This is a genomic window from Winogradskyella sp. (assembly GCF_028282165.1).
In the GTDB taxonomy this organism is placed as follows: Bacteria; Bacteroidota; Bacteroidia; order Flavobacteriales; family Flavobacteriaceae; genus Winogradskyella.
The window spans coordinates 72515-98231 of record NZ_JANQIM010000003.1; the positions used below are offsets into that span (position 1 = coordinate 72515).

25 protein-coding genes are annotated in these 25717 nt (G+C 36.2%); 7 read left to right on the forward strand and 18 right to left on the reverse strand.

Going from position 1 to position 25717, the window contains the following annotated elements; all coding sequences use genetic code 11:
- Positions 1–90 precede the first annotated feature (90 nt).
- The 14 genes from ftsZ to mraZ all read right to left on the reverse strand — a co-directional run bounded on the left by ftsZ (position 91) and on the right by mraZ (position 16247).
- Positions 91–2019: a cell division protein FtsZ gene (gene ftsZ, locus Q0972_RS00790; RefSeq protein ID WP_299361356.1), complete on the reverse strand. Its 1929-nt coding sequence runs from the start codon at positions 2017–2019 to the stop codon at positions 91–93.
- A gap of 121 nt (positions 2020–2140) precedes the next feature.
- Positions 2141–3472, reverse strand: coding sequence for a cell division protein FtsA (gene ftsA, locus Q0972_RS00795; protein ID WP_299361358.1), 1332 nt, complete (start codon positions 3470–3472; stop codon positions 2141–2143).
- 3 nt (positions 3473–3475) lie between these two features.
- Entirely contained in the window at positions 3476–4195 is a 720-nt protein-coding gene (locus Q0972_RS00800; RefSeq protein ID WP_299361360.1) for a cell division protein FtsQ/DivIB, read from the reverse strand.
- Complete coding sequence (murC, locus tag Q0972_RS00805; protein ID WP_299361362.1) at positions 4185–5537, reverse strand: UDP-N-acetylmuramate--L-alanine ligase; 1353 nt, start codon at positions 5535–5537, stop codon at positions 4185–4187. The genes Q0972_RS00800 and murC overlap by 11 nt, the downstream gene beginning before the upstream one ends.
- Positions 5538–6641, reverse strand: a complete 1104-nt coding sequence (gene murG / locus Q0972_RS00810) for an undecaprenyldiphospho-muramoylpentapeptide beta-N-acetylglucosaminyltransferase (protein WP_299361364.1) — start codon at positions 6639–6641, stop codon at positions 5538–5540.
- A gap of 146 nt (positions 6642–6787) precedes the next feature.
- The gene (locus Q0972_RS00815) at positions 6788–7987 is read right to left on the reverse strand and encodes an FtsW/RodA/SpoVE family cell cycle protein (RefSeq protein ID WP_299361366.1); all 1200 of its coding nucleotides are present in this window, start codon (positions 7985–7987) and stop codon (positions 6788–6790) included.
- Between the two features lie 36 nt (positions 7988–8023).
- Entirely contained in the window at positions 8024–9355 is a 1332-nt protein-coding gene (murD, locus tag Q0972_RS00820; protein WP_299361368.1) for a UDP-N-acetylmuramoyl-L-alanine--D-glutamate ligase, read from the reverse strand.
- Between the two features lie 14 nt (positions 9356–9369).
- The gene (locus Q0972_RS00825) at positions 9370–9729 is read right to left on the reverse strand and encodes a four helix bundle protein (RefSeq protein WP_299361370.1); all 360 of its coding nucleotides are present in this window, start codon (positions 9727–9729) and stop codon (positions 9370–9372) included.
- Between the two features lie 40 nt (positions 9730–9769).
- Positions 9770–11011, reverse strand: coding sequence for a phospho-N-acetylmuramoyl-pentapeptide-transferase (mraY, locus tag Q0972_RS00830; protein ID WP_299361372.1), 1242 nt, complete (start codon positions 11009–11011; stop codon positions 9770–9772).
- Positions 11012–12475, reverse strand: a complete 1464-nt coding sequence (locus Q0972_RS00835) for a UDP-N-acetylmuramoyl-L-alanyl-D-glutamate--2,6-diaminopimelate ligase (RefSeq protein WP_299361373.1) — start codon at positions 12473–12475, stop codon at positions 11012–11014.
- Positions 12472–14433 (reverse strand): penicillin-binding protein, encoded by a 1962-nt coding sequence (locus tag Q0972_RS00840; RefSeq protein ID WP_299361655.1) that lies wholly within the window; start codon positions 14431–14433, stop codon positions 12472–12474. Before Q0972_RS00840 ends, Q0972_RS00835 begins: the two co-directional genes overlap by 4 nt.
- 143 nt (positions 14434–14576) lie before the next feature.
- The gene (locus tag Q0972_RS00845) at positions 14577–14897 is read right to left on the reverse strand and encodes an FtsL-like putative cell division protein (protein WP_299361375.1); all 321 of its coding nucleotides are present in this window, start codon (positions 14895–14897) and stop codon (positions 14577–14579) included.
- Complete coding sequence (gene rsmH / locus Q0972_RS00850; protein ID WP_299361377.1) at positions 14894–15790, reverse strand: 16S rRNA (cytosine(1402)-N(4))-methyltransferase RsmH; 897 nt, start codon at positions 15788–15790, stop codon at positions 14894–14896. The genes Q0972_RS00845 and rsmH overlap by 4 nt, the downstream gene beginning before the upstream one ends.
- Complete coding sequence (mraZ, locus tag Q0972_RS00855) at positions 15777–16247, reverse strand: division/cell wall cluster transcriptional repressor MraZ (protein ID WP_299361383.1); 471 nt, start codon at positions 16245–16247, stop codon at positions 15777–15779. Before mraZ ends, rsmH begins: the two co-directional genes overlap by 14 nt.
- Before the next feature lie 282 nt (positions 16248–16529).
- On the opposite strand from mraZ, the gene Q0972_RS00860 reads away from it, so the two are divergent.
- Entirely contained in the window at positions 16530–17294 is a 765-nt protein-coding gene (locus tag Q0972_RS00860) for an alpha/beta hydrolase (protein WP_299361386.1), read from the forward strand.
- 44 nt (positions 17295–17338) lie between these two features.
- Complete coding sequence (yihA, locus tag Q0972_RS00865; protein WP_299361388.1) at positions 17339–17953, forward strand: ribosome biogenesis GTP-binding protein YihA/YsxC; 615 nt, start codon at positions 17339–17341, stop codon at positions 17951–17953.
- A 202-nt stretch (positions 17954–18155) separates the two neighbouring features.
- Here the strand turns inward: yihA and Q0972_RS00870 are convergent, their stop codons facing one another.
- On the reverse strand, positions 18156–18515 hold the full coding sequence (locus tag Q0972_RS00870) for a hypothetical protein (protein ID WP_299361390.1): 360 nt from the start codon (positions 18513–18515) through the stop codon (positions 18156–18158).
- A 124-nt stretch (positions 18516–18639) separates the two neighbouring features.
- On the reverse strand, positions 18640–18855 hold the full coding sequence (locus tag Q0972_RS00875; RefSeq protein ID WP_299361392.1) for a hypothetical protein: 216 nt from the start codon (positions 18853–18855) through the stop codon (positions 18640–18642).
- 165 nt (positions 18856–19020) lie between these two features.
- Between Q0972_RS00875 and Q0972_RS00880 the strand changes: the two genes are divergently transcribed.
- Positions 19021–19284: a helix-turn-helix transcriptional regulator gene (locus tag Q0972_RS00880; protein WP_299361395.1), complete on the forward strand. Its 264-nt coding sequence runs from the start codon at positions 19021–19023 to the stop codon at positions 19282–19284.
- A gap of 12 nt (positions 19285–19296) precedes the next feature.
- On the opposite strand, the gene Q0972_RS00885 is transcribed toward Q0972_RS00880, so the two are convergent.
- Together Q0972_RS00885 and Q0972_RS00890 are read right to left on the reverse strand one after the other, a co-directional pair.
- Complete coding sequence (locus tag Q0972_RS00885) at positions 19297–20388, reverse strand: ABC transporter permease (protein WP_299361398.1); 1092 nt, start codon at positions 20386–20388, stop codon at positions 19297–19299.
- 56 nt (positions 20389–20444) lie between these two features.
- Positions 20445–22619: a carboxy terminal-processing peptidase gene (locus Q0972_RS00890; protein WP_299361401.1), complete on the reverse strand. Its 2175-nt coding sequence runs from the start codon at positions 22617–22619 to the stop codon at positions 20445–20447.
- A gap of 255 nt (positions 22620–22874) precedes the next feature.
- Here Q0972_RS00890 and surE point away from each other — a divergent pair, with 255 nt between their 5' ends.
- From surE to Q0972_RS00910, 4 genes are all read left to right on the forward strand, one after another.
- Positions 22875–23645: a 5'/3'-nucleotidase SurE gene (gene surE, locus Q0972_RS00895; protein ID WP_299361403.1), complete on the forward strand. Its 771-nt coding sequence runs from the start codon at positions 22875–22877 to the stop codon at positions 23643–23645.
- Between the two features lie 10 nt (positions 23646–23655).
- Positions 23656–23955 carry a hypothetical protein gene (locus tag Q0972_RS00900; RefSeq protein WP_299361404.1) on the forward strand — a complete coding sequence of 100 codons (300 nt, stop codon included), beginning with the start codon at positions 23656–23658 and terminating at the stop codon, positions 23953–23955.
- 92 nt (positions 23956–24047) lie between these two features.
- The gene (lpxB, locus tag Q0972_RS00905) at positions 24048–25169 is read left to right on the forward strand and encodes a lipid-A-disaccharide synthase (protein ID WP_299361406.1); all 1122 of its coding nucleotides are present in this window, start codon (positions 24048–24050) and stop codon (positions 25167–25169) included.
- 20 nt (positions 25170–25189) lie between these two features.
- Positions 25190–25699, forward strand: a complete 510-nt coding sequence (locus tag Q0972_RS00910) for a C40 family peptidase (protein ID WP_299361408.1) — start codon at positions 25190–25192, stop codon at positions 25697–25699.
- Positions 25700–25717: the final 18 nt, after the last annotated feature.

Consider the following 25717-nt stretch of genomic DNA (forward strand, 5'->3'; position numbering starts at 1 on the left):
AACGACTAACCATAACAAAAAGCCCAAAAAGTTGGAGGGACCTTTTGGGCTTGACAAGGGTGTGTATAAACACTTAACTTAAACTTGCTATTAATCTACGTTATCGTGTAAAAATGAATTGTTACTTCTCAACTGAATGTCGTCATTATCATCTGTGCCAACAGATAATCTAGAAGCGTTGGTTTCAGAAGAATGCTGTGCATCTTCTAAATTAACACCTTGTCTTTTGTAAGCAGGCTCTTTTTCTATTTCGTCAATCTTTGCTGTATTGAACTTATAGTTAAAATCTTTCATATGTTTTCTTCGCTCATTGGCACGTGCCTTTATGAGTTCAGAAATTGGGCTATTCATCGGATCAATTTCATCCTCAACAGCCTCCTCTTTTTCTTCAGCAGGAAGTATTTTCTTTTCAAATACGATCTCCTCTTTAACTTCTGCCTCTTTCGTACTCGTATTCATGGATGATTCGTAAGTTTCAAAATCGTCCAAAGCATAACGTTTTTCACCTTCTTCATTAACTTCGGTCACGGAAATAATCTCAACAGGCTCATTAACTCTCATATCCCTTACCTCATCATCTAAGCTAAAAAACATCTTTTCTTCTGCTGACTCTGGTTCCTCTATTTCCTCTGGTTCTTTATTTGACAAGGGCAAATCAAAAGTTAATGTAATTTGTTCCTCTGGTTCTATTTCAATGGCCTCAGCCTTATTTTCAATAGGGGTAATAATGAACTCTTCTGTATCTGCCATTGTTGTTTTAGGTGCTGTATCTAAAACTTCATCATAAACCACGTTCATATTTCTGAGCAAATCCGTAGTTGGTATTAAATCCATACCAGTTACAACTTCAGACTCCAAGTCCTCTTCGTCTAATAAGGTATGGCGTACAATCGGGTCTTCCTTCTTTTCTTCCAACACAATATCTGGAGTAATAATGGCAGGTTCTTTTTCTTGAGTACTTACTTCTTCAATAGGGTCCTCTTCCAAAGCGTGAATGACTTTTTTGGTTTCGGTATTAGATATTTCATTTTGTTGATCGATATTAAAACCCGTAGCTATTATGGTTACGGCTATAGCCTCTTGTAAAGACTCATCCTCACCAACACCCATAATTATATTGGCACCGTGACCTGCTTCATTCTGAATATGATCATTGATTTCTCCAATCTCATCAATAGTAATTTCCTGTGAACCAGAAACGATAAGCAACAATACGTTTTTGGCACCAGTAATTTTGTTATCATTGAGCAATGGCGAATCTAAAGCCTTCATAATTGCTTCTTGTGCTCTGGTTTGCCCTGAAGCCGTGGCCGATCCCATAATCGCAGTGCCACTATTACTTAATACTGTTTTGGCATCTCTTAAGTCAATATTTTGTGTATAATGATGTGTGATTACCTCTGCAATACCTCTCGAAGCCGTAGATAATACTTCGTCTGCTTTTGAGAAACCAGCTTTAAAACCTAGATTTCCGTAAACTTCTCTTAGTTTGTTGTTATTAATGACTATTAATGAGTCTACATGCTGTCTTAGGTTTTCAATACCACGCTGTGCCTGTTCGTTACGCATTTTTCCTTCAAACTGAAATGGCATAGTTACGATCCCTACTGTAAGAATATCTAGTTCTTTTGCCATTTTTGCAATAATAGGTGCCGCACCTGTACCTGTTCCACCGCCCATTCCAGCAGTGATGAATATCATTTTAGTATTGGTATCCAGCATTCTTCGGATATCTTCTAAACTTTCTACAGCGGCTTGTTCACCAACATCTGGATTGGCGCCTGCACCTAAACCTTCGGTTAAATTAACGCCTAGTTGAATTTTGTTTGGTACACCGCTATTTTGAAGTGCTTGGGCATCGGTATTGCAAATGACAAAATCAACGCCCTTAATACCTTGCTGAAACATGTGATTAATGGCATTACTACCACCTCCGCCGACACCAATAACTTTAATGACATTAGATTGATGCTTGGGCAAATCAAATGAAATGTTTCCAAATTCGTTGCTACTACTCATATTTTTTTGAGATTATGGGATTTTATAGTTCTTTATTAATTTATCTTATTTTTTAATGCCCTCGCCTCTGCGCTGGCTCTTCGTTAAAATTGTCCACCGGACAATTTCTTTACACTCTGCCCTATTCTGCGTTATCTAAAAATTCTTTAACACGTTCGGTCAACTTATCCAAGAATGAACGTCGTTCTTTCTTTGGTTCTTCAACGACCTCATCTTGTTCGTTCTCTTCTGATTGCTGCTCATCGGCTGCATTATGAAGTGCTTCTTCTACTTCTTCAGCCTTTTTGCGTTCTTGACGTTTAAGACCATCCATTACCAAACCTACAGCGGTAGCATACAGCGGACTGGCTATATCCTCATCACTATCACCTGCCAAATGCTCATTAGGATAACCTATTCTAGTATCCATACCAGTAATATATTCTACCAGTTGCTTTAAATGCTTTAATTGGCTTCCACCTCCAGTTAAGACAATACCAGCAATTAGTTTTTTCTTTTGTTCTTCGTGGCCGTAATTCTTTATTTCTACATAAACTTGCTCAATAATTTCTACCACTCGGGCATGTATTATTTTAGACAAGTTTTTTAGTGTAATCTCTTTGGGTTCTCTTCCTCGCAATCCTGGAATAGAGACGATTTCGTTATCCTTATTTTCTCCTGGCCAAGCAGATCCAAACTTTATTTTTAAGAGTTCAGCTTGCTTTTCTATAATAGAACAGCCTTCTTTTATATCTTCTGTTATGACATTTCCCCCAAAAGGAATCACAGCCGTATGACGAATAATCCCATCTTTAAAGACGGCCAGATCTGTTGTACCACCACCTATATCGATAAGCGCAACACCTGCTTCTTTTTCCTCTTGGCTTAAAACGGCATTGGCCGATGCCAAAGGTTCTAAAGTAATCCCTTCTAATTCTAGGCCAGCACTCTTAACGCATCTCCCAATATTTCTGATGGACGATACCTGACCAACAACGACATGAAAATTTGCCTCTAATCGTCCACCATACATACCGACTGGCTCTTTAATCTCCGCCTGACCATCTACCTTAAATTCTTGAGGCAGGACATGAATAATTTCTTCACCTGGAAGCATTACCAATTTGTGAACTTGATTGATTAATCGGTCTATATCGTTTTCATCAATAACCCATTCAGAATTTGCTCTAGTGATATAATCACTATGTTGCAAACTGCGTATATGCTGACCTGCTATACCTACTGTAACATCTTCAATTTTTTCTGAAGCTGCTGCCTCAGCCTCTTGCACAGCTTGTTGAATTGACTGAATAGTCTGCGTAATGTTATTGACCACGCCACGGTGTACACCAAGACTTTTAGACTTGCCAACACCCAGAATTTCTAACTTGCCATATTCATTCTTGCGACCAATCATGGCCACAATCTTTGTGGTTCCTATATCTAAACCTACCGAAATGTTATGCTTGTCCATAGTTTATGTTTTGGTGCAAATAACTTGTTTATCGAATTTAAGATTAACTAACTTGTACTTGTTTAAAACATTATCTTTTAGAGCCTTTTGATAAAAAGCCTTAAAATTATTTATCTTCTTTTCGAGTTTTTTTAAAGTTCCTAAATGAACTATAAAATCACTTTTCCGAATTTTAAAATCAATGGTATTATCGTCATTCTGACGAATTTCAATGACATGCTTTCTTAAGAATTCATCCTCATCAACAGCTTTAGCAAATTGAAATACTATTTTGAGATTATTTTTCTTAATATTACCAGTAACTAGTGGAACCCTTGCTGCATAATTAGATGACAAAGGCATATATGAACCCTCATCATCGATATAATATGACGCATTTGTATGAACTCTTGCAATAGGTCGTTTTTGTTCAATTGCTGCTGAAAGCTCACCGTTTACGGACATAAACACTTCTGCTTTCTTTATCATTGGATTAGAATTTAGGGCGATTTCTAACTCGTTCAAATCTATAATTTCTTTGGATTGTCCCGTAACAGTCTGTTGATTTTGTATTAACAATTTACTAACAGTCGCTTCGGTGATAAATAATTTGTTTTCCCCAAAGAATTCAATATTAGGTTCTGGTACTTTTCTATGGTCATTTCTATACTTTGAAAATGCGAATAACCCACCCACTAAAATCAGTAATCCTATGACTTTTATATAGTTATAATTAATTCGCAAAACTTAAAGCTTCTTTTATATGTTTTACTTCTTCTCCAATATCTCCAGCTCCGAGCGTCAATATCACTTGAGCATCCGATGTCTTGATGTCGTCAATTAATTCCGATTTTGAAACCAATTTTTTATGCGGATTTTCAATCTTTTCCAATAACCATTGAGATGTTACCCCTTCAATCGGTAATTCTCTTGCTGGATAAATATCGAGCAACAATACTTCATCAAATTTTGACAGGCTCGCCGCAAATTCATCAATAAAATCTCTCGTTCGGCTATACAAATGTGGCTGAAAAATGGCTAATACTTTTTTCTCCGGATACATTTCCCTTACTGCTTGATAAACAGCATTTATTTCTTCGGGATGGTGGGCATAATCATCTACAAATACCAAATCACTCGTTTTAATTTGGTAGGTAAATCTGCGTTTAACACCTTTATATGATGCTAAAGCCTTGGCGAGCTGGTTGTAAGGGCAACCATAGTCAACAGCCATCGCCAAGGCGATTATAGCATTCGACAAATTGTGTCTACCAGGTAGGTTAAATTGAAAATCTTTATATAATTCGCTAGGTGTCTGTACATCAAATACATAACTCCCATTTTCTATTCTAATGTTTTTTGCGCTATAGTCAGAATCATCGTCGATACCATAGCTTACACCTTTAAGAGGCAATCCATTTTTTACAAATAGTTTTCCCTCGGGTTTTATACATTCTGAAAATTCCCTGAATGTTTTTATCAGCTCAGAGGCATCACCATAAATATCCAAATGGTCCGCATCCATAGAGGTAATACATGCCAAGTCTGGCGATAAGGTTAAAAAAGAACGATCAAATTCATCAGCTTCAACCACAGTAACTTCGGTTCCATTCAGTATTAAATTTGAGTCATAATTTTCGCTAACTCCGCCTAAGAAGGTCGTAACGGGAATATCACATTCATACAATAAATGCCCTAAAATACTGGTCGTTGTTGTTTTTCCATGGGTTCCAGCAACAGCCAAACAAGTCGTTTGTTTTGTGATTTCACCGAGAATTTCAGAACGTTTATAAACTTCAAAATTATTAACCCTAAAGTAGTTTAGCTCTGAATGGGCTTTTGGGATTGCTGGCGTATAAACGATTAATGTGTTAGCCTTATCTAGATACTTTGGATCAACTTCAATAATATCATCATTAAAATGAATATAAATACCTAATTCCTGCAAGCCTTTTGTAATATCCGAAGGTGTTTTGTCATAACCTGCCACTTGTTTTCCTTTAGCTACAAAATAACGCGCCAGAGCACTCATACCGATACCTCCAATACCAATAAAATAAACGTTATGTACAGCTTTTATATCCACTTAATTTTTCAGTAATTTTTCAACTTCATCAACAATAGCATTGGTTGCATTAGCTAGTGCTAAAGTTTCTATATTTTGGCTTAGTTCTTTTCTTTTTTCATTATTGGTTATCAACTCCGAAAACTGGTTTTGAAATTCAAACTCTAAATCTTTTTCCCGAATCATAATAGCTGCATTTTTATCTGCAACTGCCCTGGCATTTTTGGTTTGATGATCTTCAGCAACATTTGGAGATGGAATAAAAATTGTTGGCTTACCAACGATGCACAATTCCGAAACCGAAATAGCACCTGCTCTCGAAATAATAATATCTGCTGCTGCATAAGCCATATCCATATTATTCAAAAACGCATGTACCTGAACATACTTTAGCTCATTATGGCGTTTGTATTGATCGTAGTACAACTTACCACATTGCCATATGAGTTGGACATTATTTTCTTCAAAAAAATCAAGATTATATTCTATTAATTCATTAATTCTTCTCGCCCCTAGGCTTCCTCCAAGAACCAATAATGTGTGCTTACTGTGTATCAATGTAAAAGCATCCTTACCTTCAATATGCTTGCCCTTTACCTCCAATAAATCCTTTCTTATAGGATTGCCTGTAAGCCTTATTTTTTCTTTTGGAAAGAATTTCTCCAAACCTTCATAAGCCACACATATGGTACTTACTTTTTTACCCAGTAGTTTATTGGTAATTCCTGGATAGGAGTTCTGTTCTTGAATCAAACTCGGTATCTTTTTAGAAGTAGCGATATGCAATAAAGGTCCACTTGCGAACCCCCCTGTTCCTATGACAGCGTCTGGTTTAAACGAGTTGATTATCTTTTTAGACCTTAAAAGACTTGCTATGAGTTTAAAAGGAAAAACCAGATTCTTCAAACTTAGTTTTCTTTGAATTCCAGAAATCCACAAGCCTTCTATTTTATAACCTGCTTGAGGCACCTTATCCATCTCCATCCTGTCTGAAGCACCAACAAACAAAAATTCAGCTTCGGGATAACGTGACTTCAGTTCATCGGCTATGGCTATGGCAGGATAAATATGTCCTCCTGTTCCACCACCTGATAGGATAAATCGATATGGCTTTTTATTGTTCAAATTTTAAAATTCTAATTCTTTAATCCCAAATTCTAGCTTATCTTATTTGAGAGTGTTTTATCACTTTATTTTTTCAATTTTGACTGTACTTAGACAAACTTAGCTCCATACAGTCCAATGTAAATTCCAATTCCTAACTCCTAAAACTATATCGTTTCGCTCAAAATATCTAACGGATTCACTTCTTCAGACATTTCTTGATCCTTAATCTCTTGCCGTTTTGCACTTACACTTAATATGATGCCAATGGCCAAACAGGTCATCCAAATTGATGTTCCTCCACTACTAATTAATGGTAATGTTTGCCCGGTAACTGGAAACAATTCAACAGCAACTGCCATATTAATTAAAGCCTGAAAAACAATTGGCAAACCGACACCAAGCACCAATAACCTACCAAAAACAGTATCTGATTTTTGAGATACGATTACTATCCTAAATAAAAGCCAAGAATATAATACCAATAGCAATAGGCCTCCTACCAAACCATACTCTTCAATAATAATGGCAAAAATGAAGTCTGACGACGACTGCGGCAATAAATATTTTGTTGGGCTTTTTCCAGGCCCAAGCCCAAAAATACCTCCTGAGGCAATAGCAGTTTTAGATCTTTCTATTTGGTAGTCTGCTTCCGTATCTTCATCATTAGCAAAATTTTCGATTCTGCTCATCCAAGTATCGACTCTATTGGGCATAGCCTCGGGAAAGGCCTTTGCTACCAAAACAAACAATACCAGAGATAACACGCCAGTCCCTATGATTATCATCAGATATTTTATAGGATAACCACCAATAAATGTTAGCATCAATACCATTGTAAAAATGATGGCCGTTGTTGAAAAGTTGGCTGGTAAAATCAAGATCAGAACTAGAAACACAGGTGCCCAAAGCGGTATAATAGTTTCATTGAAAGAAATCGATTTTCCCCTTATTTTTGATAGATACCTAGCCACATACACCATTAAGACTACTGCTGCTAATGTTGACGTTTGGAACGACATATTGACCACAGGTATGTTAATCCATCTGCTGGTATTGGTGCCTTCTGCATTAGTAGAGCCTTGTAAAATGGTGATTAGGAGCAATACCAGCACTACAGGAATAAATATCATTGAAAGCCCCTTAAAATATCTATACGGAACTTTATGAACAGCGAACATAATGGCAAATCCGAGCGACAAGTGCACAAAGTGCTTTACAAAAAATGAAAAGGTGTTACCGCTCTCGCCATAATCTGCCAAATTACTAGCCGCACTATACACAGGTAAAAAGGAAAAAATCGCCAATAGCGTTGCTATTGCCCAAATAGCTCTATCTCCTTTTATCTGTGAAAATATGTTTTGCATTCCTTATGTTATTCCTACAAAAGCAGAATTCATTTTTTATAAATTACGTACGGCGTTTTTAAATTGACGCCCCCTATCCTCATAATTTTCAAATAAGTCGAAACTTGCGCATGCTGGAGATAACAACACATTATCACCAGCATTAGCTACTTTGTATGCGATCTTAACCGCTTCACTCATATACTGCGTTTCAACAATGATATCTACCATATTACCAAAGGCTTCAAATAGCTTCTTATTATCAACTCCTAAGCAGATAATCGCTTTTACTTTTTCGTTTACAAACGGAAAAAGTTCGTTATAATCATTCCCTTTATCCACACCACCAACAATCCAAACCGTTGGTGCATCCATACTTTCTAACGCAAAGTAAGTTGCATTAACATTGGTCGCTTTAGAGTCGTTGATATATTGTACCTTATTAATTCTTAGCACATGCTCTAATCTGTGTTCTACTCCTTGGAAATTTTCCAAACTCTCACGTATGGTCTGTTTTCTAATTTTAAGTAAGTGTGCCACAGTAGAGGCTGCCATTGCATTTTTAATGTTGTGTTTACCTTCTAATGTAATGTTCTCTGTTGGCATAATTATTTTATTGTTATCTATTGTTATTATTATTTTTTTATCGTCTAAATAGGCACCTTCTTCAACAACTTTCGTCAATGAAAATGGAAGCTTTTTGGATTGAATTTGATTTGTTTCTAACCAGATTGAAATGACCTCGTCATCTGCATCGTAAATGAAATAGTCATCTTTGTTTTGGTTTTCTACAATTCTGAATTTGGATGCGATATAGCTCTCAAACTTATAGTCATAACGATCTAAATGGTCTGGTGTAATATTGGTTAAAATCGCAACCTTTGGTTTAAATCTGTGGATATCGTCAAGCTGAAAGCTACTAACTTCTAGTACGTAGTTTTGATGATTTTTCTCAAGAATCTGCTTAGCGAAACTATCACCAATGTTTCCTGCTAAACCTGTATCTAATTCCTGTTTAAGCAAATGATGCGTCAAGGTAGCTGTGGTTGTCTTACCATTGCTTCCTGTTATGGCTACTAAAGTGGCATCAGTATAGTTTGAAGCAAACTCAATCTCTGAAACGACTTTAATCCCAGTTTCACGAACTTTTTCAACTAGAGTCACCTTATCGGGAATCCCAGGGCTTTTCATTACGATATCAGCACTCAGAATTTTTGATTCCGTATGCTGTCCATCTTCAAATTCAATCTCATTATTTAAAAGAACGTCTCTATATGTCTTCTTAATTTTTCCGTTGTCGGACACGAAAACTTCATACCCTTTTGCCTTTCCTAAAAGTGCAGTACCTACGCCACTTTCACCTCCACCAAGTATGACTAATCTCCTCATCTACGATTTTTGATTTACGATTTACGATTCTTACTCCTCATTGTTTTAATAGAAGCAACTATGATTGATAATAGCTCATTTCCCTCTGCACGTAATCTTTTAATTTCTTCATGCTCTTTATCACTTACTTCAAGTAGTAACTCCAAGAAATACATACTCTCATCAGCTTCTTCTTCAACAATTTTTAGCTTATTGATAAAATCAGCATCAGACTTAGCTCTGCAGGCCGCTCTGTAATTTGCACCGACCGAACTAGAGCATCTTATCAGCTGATTACAAAAGGCATTAAACTCCCTAGAAACTGGAAATTTTGTGCACAAGTGCCAGCAATCTGTAGCATACTTTTGAGTTCTATCTTTTAATTGTTGTTTCAACTTTTATTCGTAATTCTTAAATCGTATATCTTAAATTTCTTTATCTAATCTTCAAAGTCACTATTGAAATGATGGCCAATAAAATGCCAACGATCCAAAATCGTGTTACAATCTTACTTTCGTGATATCCAGATTTTTGATAATGATGATGCAACGGCGACATTTTGAAAATTCGTCTGCCTTCACCATACTTCTTTCTGGTATATTTGAAATAGCTTACCTGCATCATAACCGATAAATTTTCTGCTAAAAAAATGCCACACAACAATGGAATTAGCCACTCTTTTCTAACTGCAATTGCAATGACAGCAATGATTCCTCCAATGGTTAAGCTTCCTGTATCACCCATAAATACTTGAGCCGGATAAGCATTGTACCACAGAAAACCAACTAGTGCACCTACAAATGCGGCTATATAAATTGTTATCTCCTCAACTTGAGGGATATACATAATATTCAGATACTTTGAAAAGATGATATTACCAGATACCCAAGCAAAAATTCCTAAAGTCAGTACCACTATGGCTGAAGTTCCTGCTGCAAGACCATCAATACCGTCGGTTAAATTTGCGCCATTGGAAACTGCAGTAACAATAATAATACTCACTAAAACAAATATGATCCAAGCATAATTTTCTAAATCTGGACTTATCCACGTAATTAAATCCGAATAATCAAATTCATTATTCTTTACAAAAGGAATAGTCGTTTTAGTTGATTTTATGGCGTCATCGAATAACTGGGCTTCGGGTAAGTTTGGATTCTCCGATAATAAAGCACGTTGCTCTTGGATAGGCAATTCCTCTTTTATGGTAACATCATTATGGAAATAAAGTGTCAGCCCTACAATAAGCCCCAAGCCTACTTGCCCAAGCACTTTAAACTTTCCTTTTAAGCCTTGTTTGTCATTCTTGAACTTTTTAATGTAATCATCAATGAAACCAATCGTTCCCATCCACAAAGTGGTAATGATCAATAAAATGATATAGATATTTTCGAGCTTTGCCAATAACAAAACAGGAAGTAGAGTCGCTAAAATAATGATGACTCCTCCCATAGTAGGCGTACCAGCTTTTTCAACCTGACCTTCAAGACCAAGATCTCTTATTGTTTCGCCTACTTGCTTTTTCCGTAAATAGTTGATGATACGCTTACCGTAAATAGTTGAAATCAACAATGACAAAATAATAGCCATTGCAGCCCTAAAAGTTAAGAACCCAAATAGTGATGCTCCAGGAAATTGGAATTGTTTCTCGAGATATTCAAATAGGTAATACAGCATCTACTTTTGTAATTGTTTTAAAAAATCTTGTACGGTTTTATAATCATCAAAATCAAAGCGTTCGCCCTTAATTTCCTGATAGGTTTCATGCCCTTTCCCGGCAATAAGAATAATGTCTTTAGAATCTGCCATTTGACAAGCGGTCTTAATAGCTTGCCTTCTATCCGTTATAGACAACGTTTTTTTGAAATTTTGGGGTTCTACGCCTTTCTCCATATCTTTTATAATGGCTTCAGGCTCTTCACTGCGCGGGTTATCGCTTGTAAAAATGACCTTAGTGCTTAGTGCTGATGCAATATGTGCCATTTTTGGTCGCTTTGTCTTATCTCTATCACCACCACAGCCCACTACAGTGATTAACTCTTCGTTCTTTGTACGAATGCTATTAATAGTCTCTAAAACATTCTTCAAGGCATCTGGTGTATGTGCATAGTCTACTATAGCCGTAATCTTATCATCCGAGACGAAATATTGAAAACGCCCAGAAACATTATCAAGCTCACTTATAAGCCTTAGGATTTCATCTTTATCCAGCCCTAATAAATCAGCCGCCCCGTAAATAGCGAGAATGTTGTAAGCGTTAAAACCTCCTATTAAACGCGTCCATAATTCATTATCATTAACTTTTAGTAGCAACCCCCCAAATTCATTTTCTAAAATCTGTGCTCTGTAGTCTGCATAGTTTTTCAGGGCATAAGTGAATTTTTTAGCTTGTGTGTTTTGCAACATCACCAGTCCATTCTTATCGTCCATATTGGATAGGGCAAAAGCATCTTTGGGTAAGTGATCAAAGAATGACTTTTTTACATCTCTATACTCAGCAAATGTGTTGTGATAATCTAAATGATCGTGAGAGAGGTTCGTAAAAATTCCGCCTGCAAACTTAAGTCCTTCCGTTCTGCTTTGATGGATACCATGAGAACTTGCCTCCATAAAACAAAACTCTACGCCTTCATCATTCATAAGCTTGAGGTACTTATTAATGGTTAAGGAATCTGGCGTGGTGTGCGTAGCCTTAAAAAGTGTATTGTCTACCATTATTTTTACTGTAGACAGCAATCCAACCTTATAGCCTGCCTTTTTAAAAAGCTGATACAACAGACTTGTTACAGTTGTTTTTCCATTAGTTCCTGTAACACCTACTAGTTTTAAATTTTCTGAAGGGTGCTCATAATAATTGGCAGCCATGTATGCCAAAGCTTGATTGGAATTAGCCACTTCTATGTAAGTGATTCCGTCCTCTAGAATTTCGGGAAGTGATTCACAAACAATCGAATTTGCTCCACTTTCAATAGCTTTTTCTACAAACCTGTGACCATCTGTAATTGTTCCTGAGATAGCAACAAACACATCATTGGATTCTATTTTGCGCGAATCGAACTCGATTTTGTTTACAGCAATACTTGTGCTTCCAACTACGGCATTAATGGTTACCTTATACAATATGTCCTTTAGTACTTTCATGATGCCTCCAGAATTATTGTTTGATTAGGTTTTAGCTTCTGATGCCGTTCTACGGATTGCGATGTAATGGTTCCAGCGCCCTTCAATTTTACTTTTACATTGACCTCTAGATTTTCGAGTAGGGCAATGGCATCCATAGCTGGCATACCAACGACACCTGGCATCAGCTCCTTGTACTTACGTGAGTTTTTGAAAAATTTTTCAAAGTCTTGGTTGACCAGATTATTATCAAAATCTAAGGCCTCGACACGATCTATAATGGGTGTATCGGTATATATTTTTTGGGCAATTCGCTTAAAAACGGGCCCAGACACATCAGCGCCATAATAGCCTACTTTTGTGCTTGGCTTGTGAATGACCACAATGCATGAATACTTAGGATTATCTGCTGGAAAATAGCCAGCAAATGAAGAGATATATTTCTTATCTTTTTTCCATTCCTCATAATTGGCGTAGTCAGTTCTGGCGGTACCTGTTTTTCCTGCCATAGAAAAGGTTTCTGAATACATACGTCTTCCTGTGCCGCGAATCACAACATTTTTAAGCATATCTTTAATTTGGGCTAAAGTCTTATCTGAGCAGATTTTATCAACCAAAACTTGCTTTTTAAAAACTTCAATGTTTTTATCAAAAGACTTTACGGACCTAATAAATCGCGGTTTTATTAATTCACCATTATTTGCTATAGCGTTATAAAATGCTAAGGTCTGTAATGGCGTCATGGTTAGATTGTAACCATAAGCTATTGATGGTAATGCGTTCTTACTCCAATTAGATGCTCCTGGCCTTGGAATATCTGGCTTCCCTTCACCAATAATTGAAACTCCGAGAGGTTGATCTAGTTTCCACTTACTAAGTCTATCTAAAAACTTTTCAGGCTTTTTTGAATAATGCTCGTCAACAATTGTAGCTAAGCCAATATTAGAGGATAGCTCTAATGCTTTAGCCGCTGAAATTTTACCAAAACCACCTTTTCGCGAATCACTTATGGTTCTACCATAAAAATATTTAGTACCATTCTTTGTATCGATAATGGTCGAAGTATCTATGACCTTATCTTCTAAAGCCGCCATCATGGCCATAGTCTTAAAAGTAGAACCAGGCTCATGGCTTTCACCCACGGCATAATTAAGACGTTCATAGTAAGTACCATGTGATGTTTTGGCTAAATTAGAGATAGCTCTAATTTCTCCGGTCTTAACATCCATAACCACTACACTACCGTGTTCAGCTTCATACTTTTCGAGCTGCCCCAAAAGCGAATGATGTGCTATATCCTGAATATTGACATCTATGGTTGTATATACATCATAACCGTCCTGTGGTTCCACTTGGTCAAAATCCGCAATAGGCTTCCATTGTCCATTCCCTATCTTCTGCTTTAAGCGCTTCCCCTTAACACCTCGTAAGTATTTTTCACCAAAGGCACCATCAATACCAACTCTGGTTGCATAATTATTTTCATCTATTCGTTCGTAACCAATAGATCTCGCTGCAATTTCACCCATGGGATGTTCGCGTCTCGTAGTCTGCTCTACAATTAACCCGCCTTTAATCGCACCAAGATTTAATAAGGGAAAATTGCGCATGCGGATATAATCTGAATAGCTAATGTTTCTTGCCAGAAGAAAATACCGGTTTTTGTTTCGGCGCGCTTTTCTGATTATATCTTTGTAATAGGAAGCTGATTTTCCTTTGTAAACCGATAGCGAGTCCGCTAATGCATCAATATGCTCATCGAATACAGCATCTTTAGCCTGAATAGCATCAATTCTAATGTCGTATTTTGGAATAGAAGTGGCCAAAAGACTGCCGTCTGCCGAATATACATTACCGCGATTAGGTTCAATATCAAAATCCTTAACCGTTCTCTTTTCGGCTAATTCTCGGTATTCATCCCCTTGAATAAACTGAATGGTACACAACTTAAAAACCACGGCAAGGGCAAAGACAAACATGCAGCCCGCTACAAAGTACAATCTGTTTAATATGTTATTTTCTGTTACTGCCAAAGTTTATTGTTGTTATGATTTTACTCGATAATCGAGATTAATCATGATTTTGTTTTTCCCTAACCCTATAGTATTGCGCAAAATTTTATTCATTCCTCTGAGCTAAACACCCTAATTTTTGTTGGTGGGATTTCAGAAATCTGAATGTTCTTTTTCGCCACTTTATCGATAATGGATGATTCCATTTTTAATCGCATTAATTTTGAACGCCCATCTACAAAAGCCGATCTCAATTCCTTAACCTCATTGGTCAATTTTGCAATCTCATGCACTTTTTTATCGGCACTATGGGAACTCGCAATCATGATGATTGCCAAGGATGAAATAAAAATGATGATGCGCCAATTTTTAAACGAATCATCACTGATTAGAAATTTCCCTCGTAATATGCCGTAGATGCTTTTCTTCATATTTTTTCAGCAATTCGGAGCTTTGCGCTTCGTGCTCTACTATTCATTTTTATTTCTGATTCTGATGGGACTATTAACCCACCTACTTTTTTTAATGGCACTTCAAAATTCCCGAAAACATCCCGCTCTGGCTCTCCTTCAAACAATCCATTTCTTATAAAGCGTTTCACCAGCCTATCTTCTAAGGAGTGATAGGAAATAAAACTCAATCTTCCGCCTACCTTCAAGACTTCTGGCATCTGCAACAACAACTCCTTCAGCGCTTCAATCTCTTGATTCACCTCTATTCTTATGGCTTGATAGATCTGAGCCAGTACTTTATTCTCTTTCCTATGATTGAGAAATGGTTTTAAAACCAGTTTTAATTGCTGCGTGGTTTCTATGGGCGCTATTTTTCGCTCCGACACAATAACTCTTGCCATTACAGGCGCCTGCCTCAACTCGCCATATTGCAACAAAACAGCTCTTAGTTGTTCTTCTTCATATTGATTAATAACCTCATATGCAGACAATTTACTATCCTGATTCATTCGCATATCTAGCTTTGCCTCGTAACGCGTTGAAAAGCCGCGATCCGCTACATCAAATTGATGTGATGAGACTCCAAAATCAGCTAAAACGCCATCAACTTCTTTTATACCATAAAACCTTAAGAACCTTTTTATGTATCTGAAATTCTCATTAATGAGAACAAACCGATCGTCTTCTAGTGTGTTAGCCAATGCATCACTATCTTGATCAAAAGCAAATAGCTTTCCTTTTGAACCTAATTGTGATAAAATCGCTCTACTGTGACCTCCACCTCCAAAAGTGACATCGACATAAATCCCATCTGGTTTTATGTTCAACCCATCTACCGTTTCCTTAAGAAGAACTGCATTATGATATGCCATGGTCATCATCATCTTGTCCCATTACCTCTTCTGCTAAATCCGCAAAATCTGAAGCTGCATCATCAATAGCCTGTTCGTATTTTTCTTTATCCCAGATTTCGATAATATTTACTGCAGACGCTAAAACCACTTCCTTTGTGATACCAGAAAAACCAATCAAATCCTTTGGAATCAACAATCGCCCTGCATTATCTACCTCAACCACTTTTACTCCTGCTGTAAAACGTCTAATAAAATCATTGTTCTTTTTCTTGAAACGATTCAGCTTATTCACTTTGGCCATTAAAGCATTCCACTCTGCCATTGGATACAACTCCAAACATGGCTGAAAGACAGCACGCTTAATAACAAAACCATCTTGCAAAGCAGCAGACAATTGCTTTTTTAAGACAGCCGGAATCATTAACCTTCCTTTGGCATCAGCTTTACACTCGTATGTTCCTATAAAAGAATTCAACGTTCCCGATTTCCCACTTTAACGATTTAGTTTCAAATATATTGAAAAATTTACCACATTTTACCACTCTTTCCCACTTTTGTTGATAAGTTTTGATTTTTAACATGGTGACTCACTGTTAATTCAATAAAATCGCTTTACTTGAGAGAAATATGTCGGTGAAAACTATTAACAGAAAGAACTCCATCATTATTCAACCACAAGCATTGAAAGCCAATTATTCTATTTGTTTTAAAAAGGATTTAGTTATATTTGTTTTAACACAAAGCACTAACTTTATAGATGGCACACCTTTTAAAAAAAGAAAAGGATTATAGGTATATTGAAGTAGGAGAAGGCACACCAATCATAGTGCTCCATGGTTTAATGGGCGGACTGAGTAATTTTGATTCAGTTACCAATTACTTTGGCAATAATGGCTATAAAGTTATTATTCCCGAATTACCTATCTACACCATGTCACTTATAAAAACCAATGTTAAAAGTTTTGCCAACTACCTCAAGGATTTTATTGATTTTAAGGGCTTTGATAATGTTATATTATTAGGTAATTCTCTTGGTGGACATATTGGCTTATACCACACTAAGTTGTACCCGGAAAAAGTAAAAGCCCTTATTATAACGGGTAGCTCAGGGCTTTATGAAAGTGCTATGGGTGGTGGATACACCAAGCGTAGTGATTATGAAGTGATAAAGAAGAAAGCGCAAGATGTATTTTACGATCCTGCCGTTGCCACAAAAGAAATTGTTGATGAAGTTTACGAAACCGTCAACGACAGAAACAAACTCGTTAAAACATTAGCTATTGCTAAAAGTGCCATACGGCACAATATGGCCAACGACTTGCCAAAAATGCATACACCTACTTGTATTATTTGGGGAAAAAACGATACCGTTACACCACCTGAAGTCGCTGAGGAGTTTCATGATCTTTTACCAAATTCTGATTTGTTTTGGATCGATAAATGTGGCCATGCTGCCATGATGGAGCATCCCGATGAATTTAATATCATCCTTAATAAATGGTTTGAATCTAAAGGATTCTAGATTAGATTTTTCTATATTAAGATTTCAATTCTCAAGGAAATACCATGAAGATAACATCTGCTGAATTTGTAATGAGCAATTCTGATGTGGCCAAGTGCCCAAAGAATCCTATTCCAGAGTATGCTTTTATTGGTAGAAGTAACGTTGGGAAATCTTCATTGATTAATATGCTTACCAACCGAAAAAGTTTAGCAAAAACTTCTGGTCGTCCGGGTAAAACTCAGCTTATTAATCATTTTATCATCAATAATAGCTGGTACTTGGTGGATTTGCCAGGTTATGGCTATGCCAGGGTTTCTAAATCTTCTAAAAAGACGTTTCAAAAGTTTATCACTAATTATTTTGAACAGCGTCAACAACTGGTTTCTGCCTTTGTTTTGGTGGATATTAGACACCAACCACAACGCATCGATTTAGATTTTATGCAATATTTGGGCGAAAGCGGCATCCCTTTTGGCATCATTTTTACAAAAGCTGATAAACTAAAACCTAATGCCATTGACCGTCATGTCAATGAGTATTGCAAAGAGTTGCTGGAGACCTGGGAAGAATTACCACCTTACTTCATTACATCTTCAACTAAGAAAATGGGGCAAGAAGAGGTCTTAAGTTTTATTGAAGCGACTAATAAAGAAATTGAACAGTTGAGAAGAGAATAAATCAAAAGTTCTTTAGATAGATATCCAATAAAAACAGGTAGAAATTTAAAAGTAATATGTATTGATTACTTTTTTTAGATTTGTCATTATTCTAAAATAAAATTGAAGCGCTGTCAATTACAAAAGTAAATAGGAAGAATCCACAGCATTAGCGTTTTAATCTGTTTAATCTTTGTAATTACTTCTCATTTAAAAGGATATATCAAATCCTTTTTTTAGTCTCAAAATTTCTAGCATTTCTTAATAGAAATATAATACTTAACACTATATTTAAAGAAATGACATATGTAACCTTGAGACGATCTTCATTAAGCATGATGGCTATCAAAAATGAACCAATTAAGGCACAAGATAAAAGGACAATTAAGTCCGTTCTAAATTTTTTGAGGTTAACCACTCGTTTTCTCTCCAATATAAAAGCACCAATAACTAATCCAACAGCAGGCCCCGATGCATAAAATGCCCAAGACTGTAATGTTTCATAACCATTTATCGATGCTATGAGAATTACTAACAGAAGAACAAATAAGTATATCAAATAAATTTTTGTGGTCTTTTTCATAATTAAAATAGTTTTATTACAGAAGTGTTTAACACTATATTACTACTTACAACTGCTATTAAATAGAGACAATATCTGAAGTAATGTAGTGATTACAAACTACTAAAAGAAAGTCTATCTATGACTAGCAAATTTCGTCAGCAAGAAGTTTAAAACCTGCTGAAACAAGAATACCAGCACCAGCTGTACCTACTCCAATCGCAAGACCCCAAAAGGCACCAACGCCCCACAATCCCCATGAGCATGCATTTGCTCCATTGATTTTTTCCATTTGATTTAAATATAATGATTTCATAAAAAAATATTTTAAATTTTTAATAATCACTTGGGTGGCTGCCAAAACGATTTTGACAACTCAAACCTAAAAAAAGTAATAATAAATCATTACTAAAAGTTATAACTTATCATTACTTTACCGTTAAGCGGTAATTTTAACTGTTTGTGGTTATTCTACACCTAGCCAATTGTGTTAGCTTTATTTTTATATAGCTATTAATCAAGTTAAGTGGACACTGAAATACGTAAAGCCCTACAAAAATCTTTGGGCAAATGCATAAAAAAAATACGACTGGATAAAGGCCTAAAACAAAATGAGGTGGCTCGCCGTTGTGGTTTTTATAAAAGCAATTACAATAGTATAGAACTAGGTTTGCGCAATGTCTCTCTTATAAATATCTACAAAATTGCCTTTGCCCTTGAGGAACCCATTTCGAGTTTTTTTGACGACGTTGAATTCAGTCAATTTTTAGAGCATTACAACGATAAATAATAAATTGATTTTCTAAGCCTTCACATCCAATGCATCTCTTAGGGCATTACCAACCAACATAAAGGCCATTACCAACAACATTATACAAATACCTGGAATTAAAGCCAGGTAAGGTTTTCCAAGGATGATATAATTATAGTGATCTTTGATCATGGCGCCCCAACTCGCCATTGGTGGCTGTGCACCTATTCCTAAAAAGCTCAATCCACTTTCAATTAATATCGCTGCTGCAAAGTTAGCTGCCGAAATAACGATGAGTGGGCCAAAAATATTAGGTAAAATGTGTTTGGTAATGATTCTATAATCCCTATAACCTAAAGCTCTTGCTGCAGTAACGTATTGCATTTCCTTGGCACTAATAATTTGTCCTCTAACAACTCTAGCCACTTCTACCCACATAGTTAAACCTACCGCAATAAAGACCTGCCAAAATCCTTTTCCTAAAGCTAATGTTATGGCAATAACCAATAGCAATGTGGGGATGGACCATGTAATGTTAATAATCCACATAATGAAGGCATCGATTTTACCACCGTAATACCCTGCTATACTTCCCATAAGTAACCCAACGATTAGAGAAATGAACACAGCAATAAAACCAATAAAAAACGAGATACGAGAACCTATTAGAATTCGGCTAAGATAATCCCTGCCATATTTATCCGTTCCAAAAATAAAACTCCGATTGTCTATAAAACTTTTATAATCTGAGTTTGGAAACCGTTTTAAATCTATCTGTTTCTCCATACCCTTTAAACCATCGGAAGTATACTCAACATAGTGAAGTCGATCTGCTATAACTTCATAAGACTGAATAGGAATTTCGGTATCTGTATTCTCTTTTCCAAAAAAAAGTTTTAAAAGGAAGTTTTGATCAGATGCTATACCAGATGGAATGGTTAGCATCTGTACTTCAAATCCTGGTGATTTAGAATGGATAGACAAATGCATCTGATTGGCATTTTTTGAGGCGTCCGGAGCAAAAAAATAGGCAAAAATCGAAACCAGACCTATACAAATGATTAGTCCTAAACTAAAAGCGCCCCAAAAGTTTTTCTTAAACTTTTGAAGCGCTAAACTTGATAATGAGTTTTTATTATTCAATTCTAGTTATATGGAGATGCTACGACAAGCTCAGCATGACATTTAGAATACCCAAATTAATTCTTCACATTTGCTACCTTATTCTTGATAGCATAGGTCATTTTTAAATCGTTGAGCACGTTTAAGGCTTCTTCTACATATACATCTTTAGCCAAACTTTGATGCCAACGATCGCGTTTTTCTTTTAATACGGAATCTTGTGCCATTAATTCTATCTCGTAAGGTAAAGAATTAAATGTTAGATTCGTTTTATATTCAGAAAGCTTTTCAAAACGTTTAGCTTCTTCTTCATTAAGCTCCATTTGCTTCTTGTACTCATCATAATTTAAAGAGTACATCTCACGGTCCCTAATTTTCTTTACCCATCTGGCATTGTCATCAATCAACTTTAATTGTTCATTGGCAGCCATACGTGCCTTACTTCGCTGGATAGTGGTATCGTAATCAAAATAATTTCCCCAAAGTTCATAATCCACAGCATCGATTTTATCCCACGGTAATGGGTTCTCTTGATCCTTTTCTCCGATATCAATATAGCTGTAACGGTCTGGCACTATAACATCGCTCTTTACACCTTCTAGCTGTGTTGAGCCACCATTGACCCTATAGAATTTTTGGGTTGTAAATTTAAGTGCACCCAAGTCGCCATTAGAGTTATTACGTACTAATCGGTTTAAGTCTAAGACATTTTGAACAGTTCCTTTTCCATATGTTTGTTTACTGCCTATAACAATAGCACGTTTATAATCTTGCATTGCTGCTGCTAGGATTTCAGACGCAGAAGCTGAAAGCTCATTAACCATGATTACTAGTGGACCATCCCAAACAATAGACTTGTCTTTATCTTTTAATACTTCTTTAGGCTGCCCTGTTTCTCTAACCTGTACTATTGGACCGTCTTCTATAAACAATCCCGCAATATCCACAACGGTTTGTAAAGAACCACCACCGTTATTCCTAAGGTCTAATACCAGCCCCTCAATTCCTTCTTGTTTGAGACGAATAATCTCTTGCTTTATGTCTGAAGCGGCATTGCGTTTGTTATAGTTTTCGAAGTCTACATAAAACTTAGGAAGGTTGATCACTCCAAATGTCTTATCATCTTTAATAACAGTCGAAGATTTTGCATAGGTCTCTTCCAATTCAACGATATCTCTTGTAATTGAAATATCCTCAATGGTACCATCAACTTTTTTCAAGGTTAAAACCACAGTAGTACCTTTTGGTCCTTTAATAAGCTTAATGGCATCATCCAGACGCATACCAACAACATTAGTAGCTTCTTCCTCTTTTTCTTGTCTTACTTTTAGTATCTGATCACCTACTTCGAGCTCATTTGCTCTCCAAGCTGGACCTCCACTAATGATTTCATTAACCATAATTGCGTCCATTCGCTTTTGTAATCTTGCACCAATACCTTCAAAATTACCAGACATAGCCACATCGAAACGGTCTTTATCCTCTGGGGCAAAGTAAAACGTATGCGGATCGAATTCTTCTACTATGGCATTAACATAAACGGCAAACCAGTCCTTGCGCTGTCTGTCGTCTATAAAATCATAGAGTTCATCAAGTGAACGCTTGGTAACATCCCTTGCTTCTTTTTCCAATTCAGCTAGTGATTTGTCTCCATTGCTTTTTGGTTTTTCGTTCTGGGCGGAGAGTACACCTTCTGGAAGTACTCCATTACTTAAATCAGAATCTCGTTGGGAAACGGCATCATCATAGTTAGCTATAGTCGAAAATTTAAGCTGTTGTCTCCAACGCTCCTTCATTTCGCGCTTGCTCTTTACATACTCTAGTTTTTCGTAGTCTGCAGAATAGGTCTCTTGTCTAGTAAAGTCAAATGGTTTATCTAAAATTTCGGCATAGATTTTTTTCGATTCTTCAATACGCTGTAGCAAACGCTCATGTGTTAAGTTGAAAAACGACAAATTATAAGCCTTGATCTGATCATCTAACTCATTCTTAAAGGCTCCGAATTCCTCAATATCAGAAGCATAAAAATAGCGCTTAAATGGATCTAACTGATTTAAATAATCTTCAAATACATGTTCAGAAAAATCATCATCTATATCTTGTGGATCAAAATGCCCATTATCCAACACATAAGTGATCAATTGAATTAACAACTTATCTTTATCAGGATCGTCAAATGTTTTGTTTGTAAAACTACACGATGCAAATGCAATCAGTAATGCTAAAAGTAAAAACTTATAATTCCCTTTCATTATTATCAATTTTGTTTTTAGTGGTAAAATGTAATTTGCCGTTAATCTAAGACTATTAATTGAAATGTTCAATTCGGCTCATTTCATTCTTTCAATTTTTTTGAATTTTCTATAAGTAGGTTTCTATAATTTACTAAAATAGAAGAAAAAACCATGCCATAAAAAATCACGACACTAATTTTTTGTTAAAGGTACAAATACTTATAGTTATTGCGCTTTTTAGTATTTTTACGCTATTCAAAATTTGACAATAATATGGCTAAACGCCCTTTGATTTTAGTTACTAACGATGATGGCATCACTGCCCCTGGAATAAGAACCCTAATTAGTGTGATGCACTCCATAGGTGATGTTGTAGTTGTAGCACCCGATAGTCCACAAAGTGCTATGGGACATGCTATCACGGTAAATTCTACCCTTTATTTAGAAAATGTAAATATTGATGGCAAACAACCCGAGTACAGTTGTTCTGGCACACCAGCCGACTGTGTAAAACTTGCCGTTAGAGAAATACTACATAAAAAACCAGATATATGTGTTTCTGGTATAAATCATGGTTCTAACTCGTCTATCAATGTTATCTATTCTGGCACTATGAGTGCCGCTTTAGAAGCTGGGATAGAAGGAATACCTGCCATAGGCTTTTCGCTATTAGATTACAACTGGAACGCCAATTTTGAACATTGTAAATCTTTTGTCGAGACTATTACCAGACAAGTTTTAGAACACGGTTTACCTGATGGAGTTGTGTTAAATGTTAATTTACCTAATCTAGACAAAAGAGATATTAAAGGTATAAAGGTTTGTCGTCAGGCTCGTGCTAATTGGGTCGAAGAATTTGACAAGCGAACTAACCCAATGGGCCGTGATTATTATTGGTTGACTGGCAAGTTTGTGAATATGGACAACGGCGAAGACACTGACGAATGGGCTTTAGCTAATGGCTATGTCTCTATCGTACCTGTTCAGTTCGATTTAACGGCTCATCACACCATTCAGAAGCTAAATACCTGGAAATTAAATTAAAAAATCGCTTATGCGAAACACAACTGGAAAAAAGGAGATTTTAATTGGTTTTATGGTAGGCTTAATTGCTACAGTTTTTGGTTTGGTATTTGCTATTCAAATTTTTGGTAAATCTGATGATTGGGGAGAGGTGATACGACAGGCAATAAATGAAGGTTTTTTAACTAAGCTTATGAGTATTGGTGCCTTATTAAATCTTGGTGCATTTTTTCTATTTCTAAAAAAGAATCAAGACAACCGAGCTAAAGGTGTGCTAATAGCGACATTATTGGTCTTTATTTCTACCATGATAATTAAATTTTTCAACTAAATGAAGGCCCATAATGGGCATTTAAGTATGAAATAAAAGCGCCAACCAAAAATTAGAGCTTTCAAAAAAGTTCGTTAAGAAAACAAAGACAAATGAAATACTATATCATTGCTGGTGAAGCTTCTGGTGATTTGCATGGTTCAAATTTAATTAAAGCCTTAATTAAACTTGATGGTGAGGCCAATGTTAGATTTTGGGGAGGTGATTTAATGCAGGCTGCTGGAGGAGACTTGGTAATGCATTACAAAGAGCGACAATTTATGGGGTTTATAGAAGTCATTTTTAACCTCAGAAAAATTTCTGGTCATATAAAATTCTGTAAAAAGGATATAGAAGCATTTCAGCCTGATGTTATCATTTTTATCGACAATTCTGGTTTTAACCTGAGAATAGCCAAATGGGCAAAGGCGTATCATTTTAAAACCCATTACTACATTTCTCCACAGGTTTGGGCTTCTAGAGCAAGTCGTGTTGAAAAAATAAAGCGCGATATTGATGCCATGTATTGTATTCTTCCTTTTGAAAAAGCCTTTTATAAGAAATACGGTTACGATGTACATTTTGTTGGTCACCCTTTAATCGATGCCATTGCAGATCGCACACAAATCGACGAGAACGAATTTAGACAAACCTATAAGCTTGGAGCAAAACCCATTATTGCTTTATTGCCTGGCAGTCGTAAACAGGAAATCTCCAAGATGCTTGGTGTTATGCTTAGTTTGGTCGATGATTTTGAAGATTATCAATTTGTTATTGCTGGTGCCCCAAGTCAGGATTATGATTTTTACAAACCCTTTATAAGGCAGAATAATGTGAGTTTTATTTCTAACAAAACTTACGATTTGCTAAGTATTTCTAATGCTGCCTTGGTGACTTCTGGTACTGCAACTTTAGAGACCGCCTTATACAAAGTACCTCAAGTGGTCTGTTATAAAGCTAATGCTATTTCTTACCACATTGCCAAACGGATTATTACTTTAAAGTTCATTTCCTTGGTCAACCTCATCATGGATCGTGAAGTGGTTACTGAACTTATACAAGGTGACCTTAATAAAAAGCAGCTGAAAAAAGAGCTCATGTCAATTCTTGACACTGATAAACGTGAGCAACTTTTTTTGGACTATTATGAATTAGAAGAGAAATTAGGTGGTAAGGGTGCTAGTGAAAAGACGGCAAAATTGATTTATGACTCATTAAAAAATTCAAACAACTAAATTATTAGCCGATACTCTAAATGAAACGATTATTACCTTTCCTCTTTTTAGTTTTAATTGCCTGTAGTTGTAAATCCAAAAAAAACTATTCTTCTAAAAAAAAGGAAACCCACACTGTAAAGGTTAACACAACGGCCAAACCCACAAAAGAAGCCGAGTCTATTGTTAAAACTGCAAAAAAATTTAACGGTACACGCTATAAATATGGCGGCACTACAAAACGCGGTATGGATTGTTCTGGTTTGGTGTATACGTCGTTTGGGGATAATAATATTTCAGTCCCAAGAACCACAAAAGACCTATCTAGTTATGGCAATTGGATAGACATTAAAGAAGTAAATGTTGGTGATTTAGTCTTCTTTGCCACCAAAAAAAATAGCCGAAAGGTCAACCATGTTGGTATTGTTACTAGTATACGAACCGGTAATATCGAATTTATACATGCCTCTACCAGTAAAGGCGTTATCATCTCCTCTTTAGCTGAAAGGTACTGGTATTTTGCTTTTGTGCAGGCGAGACGAATTTTGTAATCTTTTTCTTATAATTAT

What these genes read in the sequence shown, in the direction of transcription:
- yihA (WP_299361388.1), top strand. Translation starts at nt 17,339, where the DNA reads ATGAAGATAACATCTGCTGAATTTGTAATGAGCAATTCTGATGTGGCC.
- Q0972_RS00900 (WP_299361404.1), top strand. Translation starts at nt 23,656, where the DNA reads ATGCGAAACACAACTGGAAAAAAGGAGATTTTAATTGGTTTTATGGTA.
- Q0972_RS00910 (WP_299361408.1), top strand. Translation starts at nt 25,190, where the DNA reads ATGAAACGATTATTACCTTTCCTCTTTTTAGTTTTAATTGCCTGTAGT.
- lpxB (WP_299361406.1), top strand. Translation starts at nt 24,048, where the DNA reads ATGAAATACTATATCATTGCTGGTGAAGCTTCTGGTGATTTGCATGGT.
- Q0972_RS00860 (WP_299361386.1), top strand. Translation starts at nt 16,530, where the DNA reads ATGGCACACCTTTTAAAAAAAGAAAAGGATTATAGGTATATTGAAGTA.
- Q0972_RS00890 (WP_299361401.1), bottom strand. Translation starts at nt 22,619, where the DNA reads ATGAAAGGGAATTATAAGTTTTTACTTTTAGCATTACTGATTGCATTT.
- Q0972_RS00835 (WP_299361373.1), bottom strand. Translation starts at nt 12,475, where the DNA reads ATGAAAGTACTAAAGGACATATTGTATAAGGTAACCATTAATGCCGTA.
- ftsZ (WP_299361356.1), bottom strand. Translation starts at nt 2,019, where the DNA reads ATGAGTAGTAGCAACGAATTTGGAAACATTTCATTTGATTTGCCCAAG.
- Q0972_RS00845 (WP_299361375.1), bottom strand. Translation starts at nt 14,897, where the DNA reads ATGAAGAAAAGCATCTACGGCATATTACGAGGGAAATTTCTAATCAGT.
- Q0972_RS00870 (WP_299361390.1), bottom strand. Translation starts at nt 18,515, where the DNA reads ATGAAAAAGACCACAAAAATTTATTTGATATACTTATTTGTTCTTCTG.
- murD (WP_299361368.1), bottom strand. Translation starts at nt 9,355, where the DNA reads ATGAGGAGATTAGTCATACTTGGTGGAGGTGAAAGTGGCGTAGGTACT.
- mraY (WP_299361372.1), bottom strand. Translation starts at nt 11,011, where the DNA reads ATGCTGTATTACCTATTTGAATATCTCGAGAAACAATTCCAATTTCCT.
- surE (WP_299361403.1), top strand. Translation starts at nt 22,875, where the DNA reads ATGGCTAAACGCCCTTTGATTTTAGTTACTAACGATGATGGCATCACT.
- Q0972_RS00840 (WP_299361655.1), bottom strand. Translation starts at nt 14,433, where the DNA reads ATGTTTGTCTTTGCCCTTGCCGTGGTTTTTAAGTTGTGTACCATTCAG.
- Q0972_RS00815 (WP_299361366.1), bottom strand. Translation starts at nt 7,987, where the DNA reads ATGCAAAACATATTTTCACAGATAAAAGGAGATAGAGCTATTTGGGCA.
- ftsA (WP_299361358.1), bottom strand. Translation starts at nt 3,472, where the DNA reads ATGGACAAGCATAACATTTCGGTAGGTTTAGATATAGGAACCACAAAG.
- rsmH (WP_299361377.1), bottom strand. Translation starts at nt 15,790, where the DNA reads ATGGCATATCATAATGCAGTTCTTCTTAAGGAAACGGTAGATGGGTTG.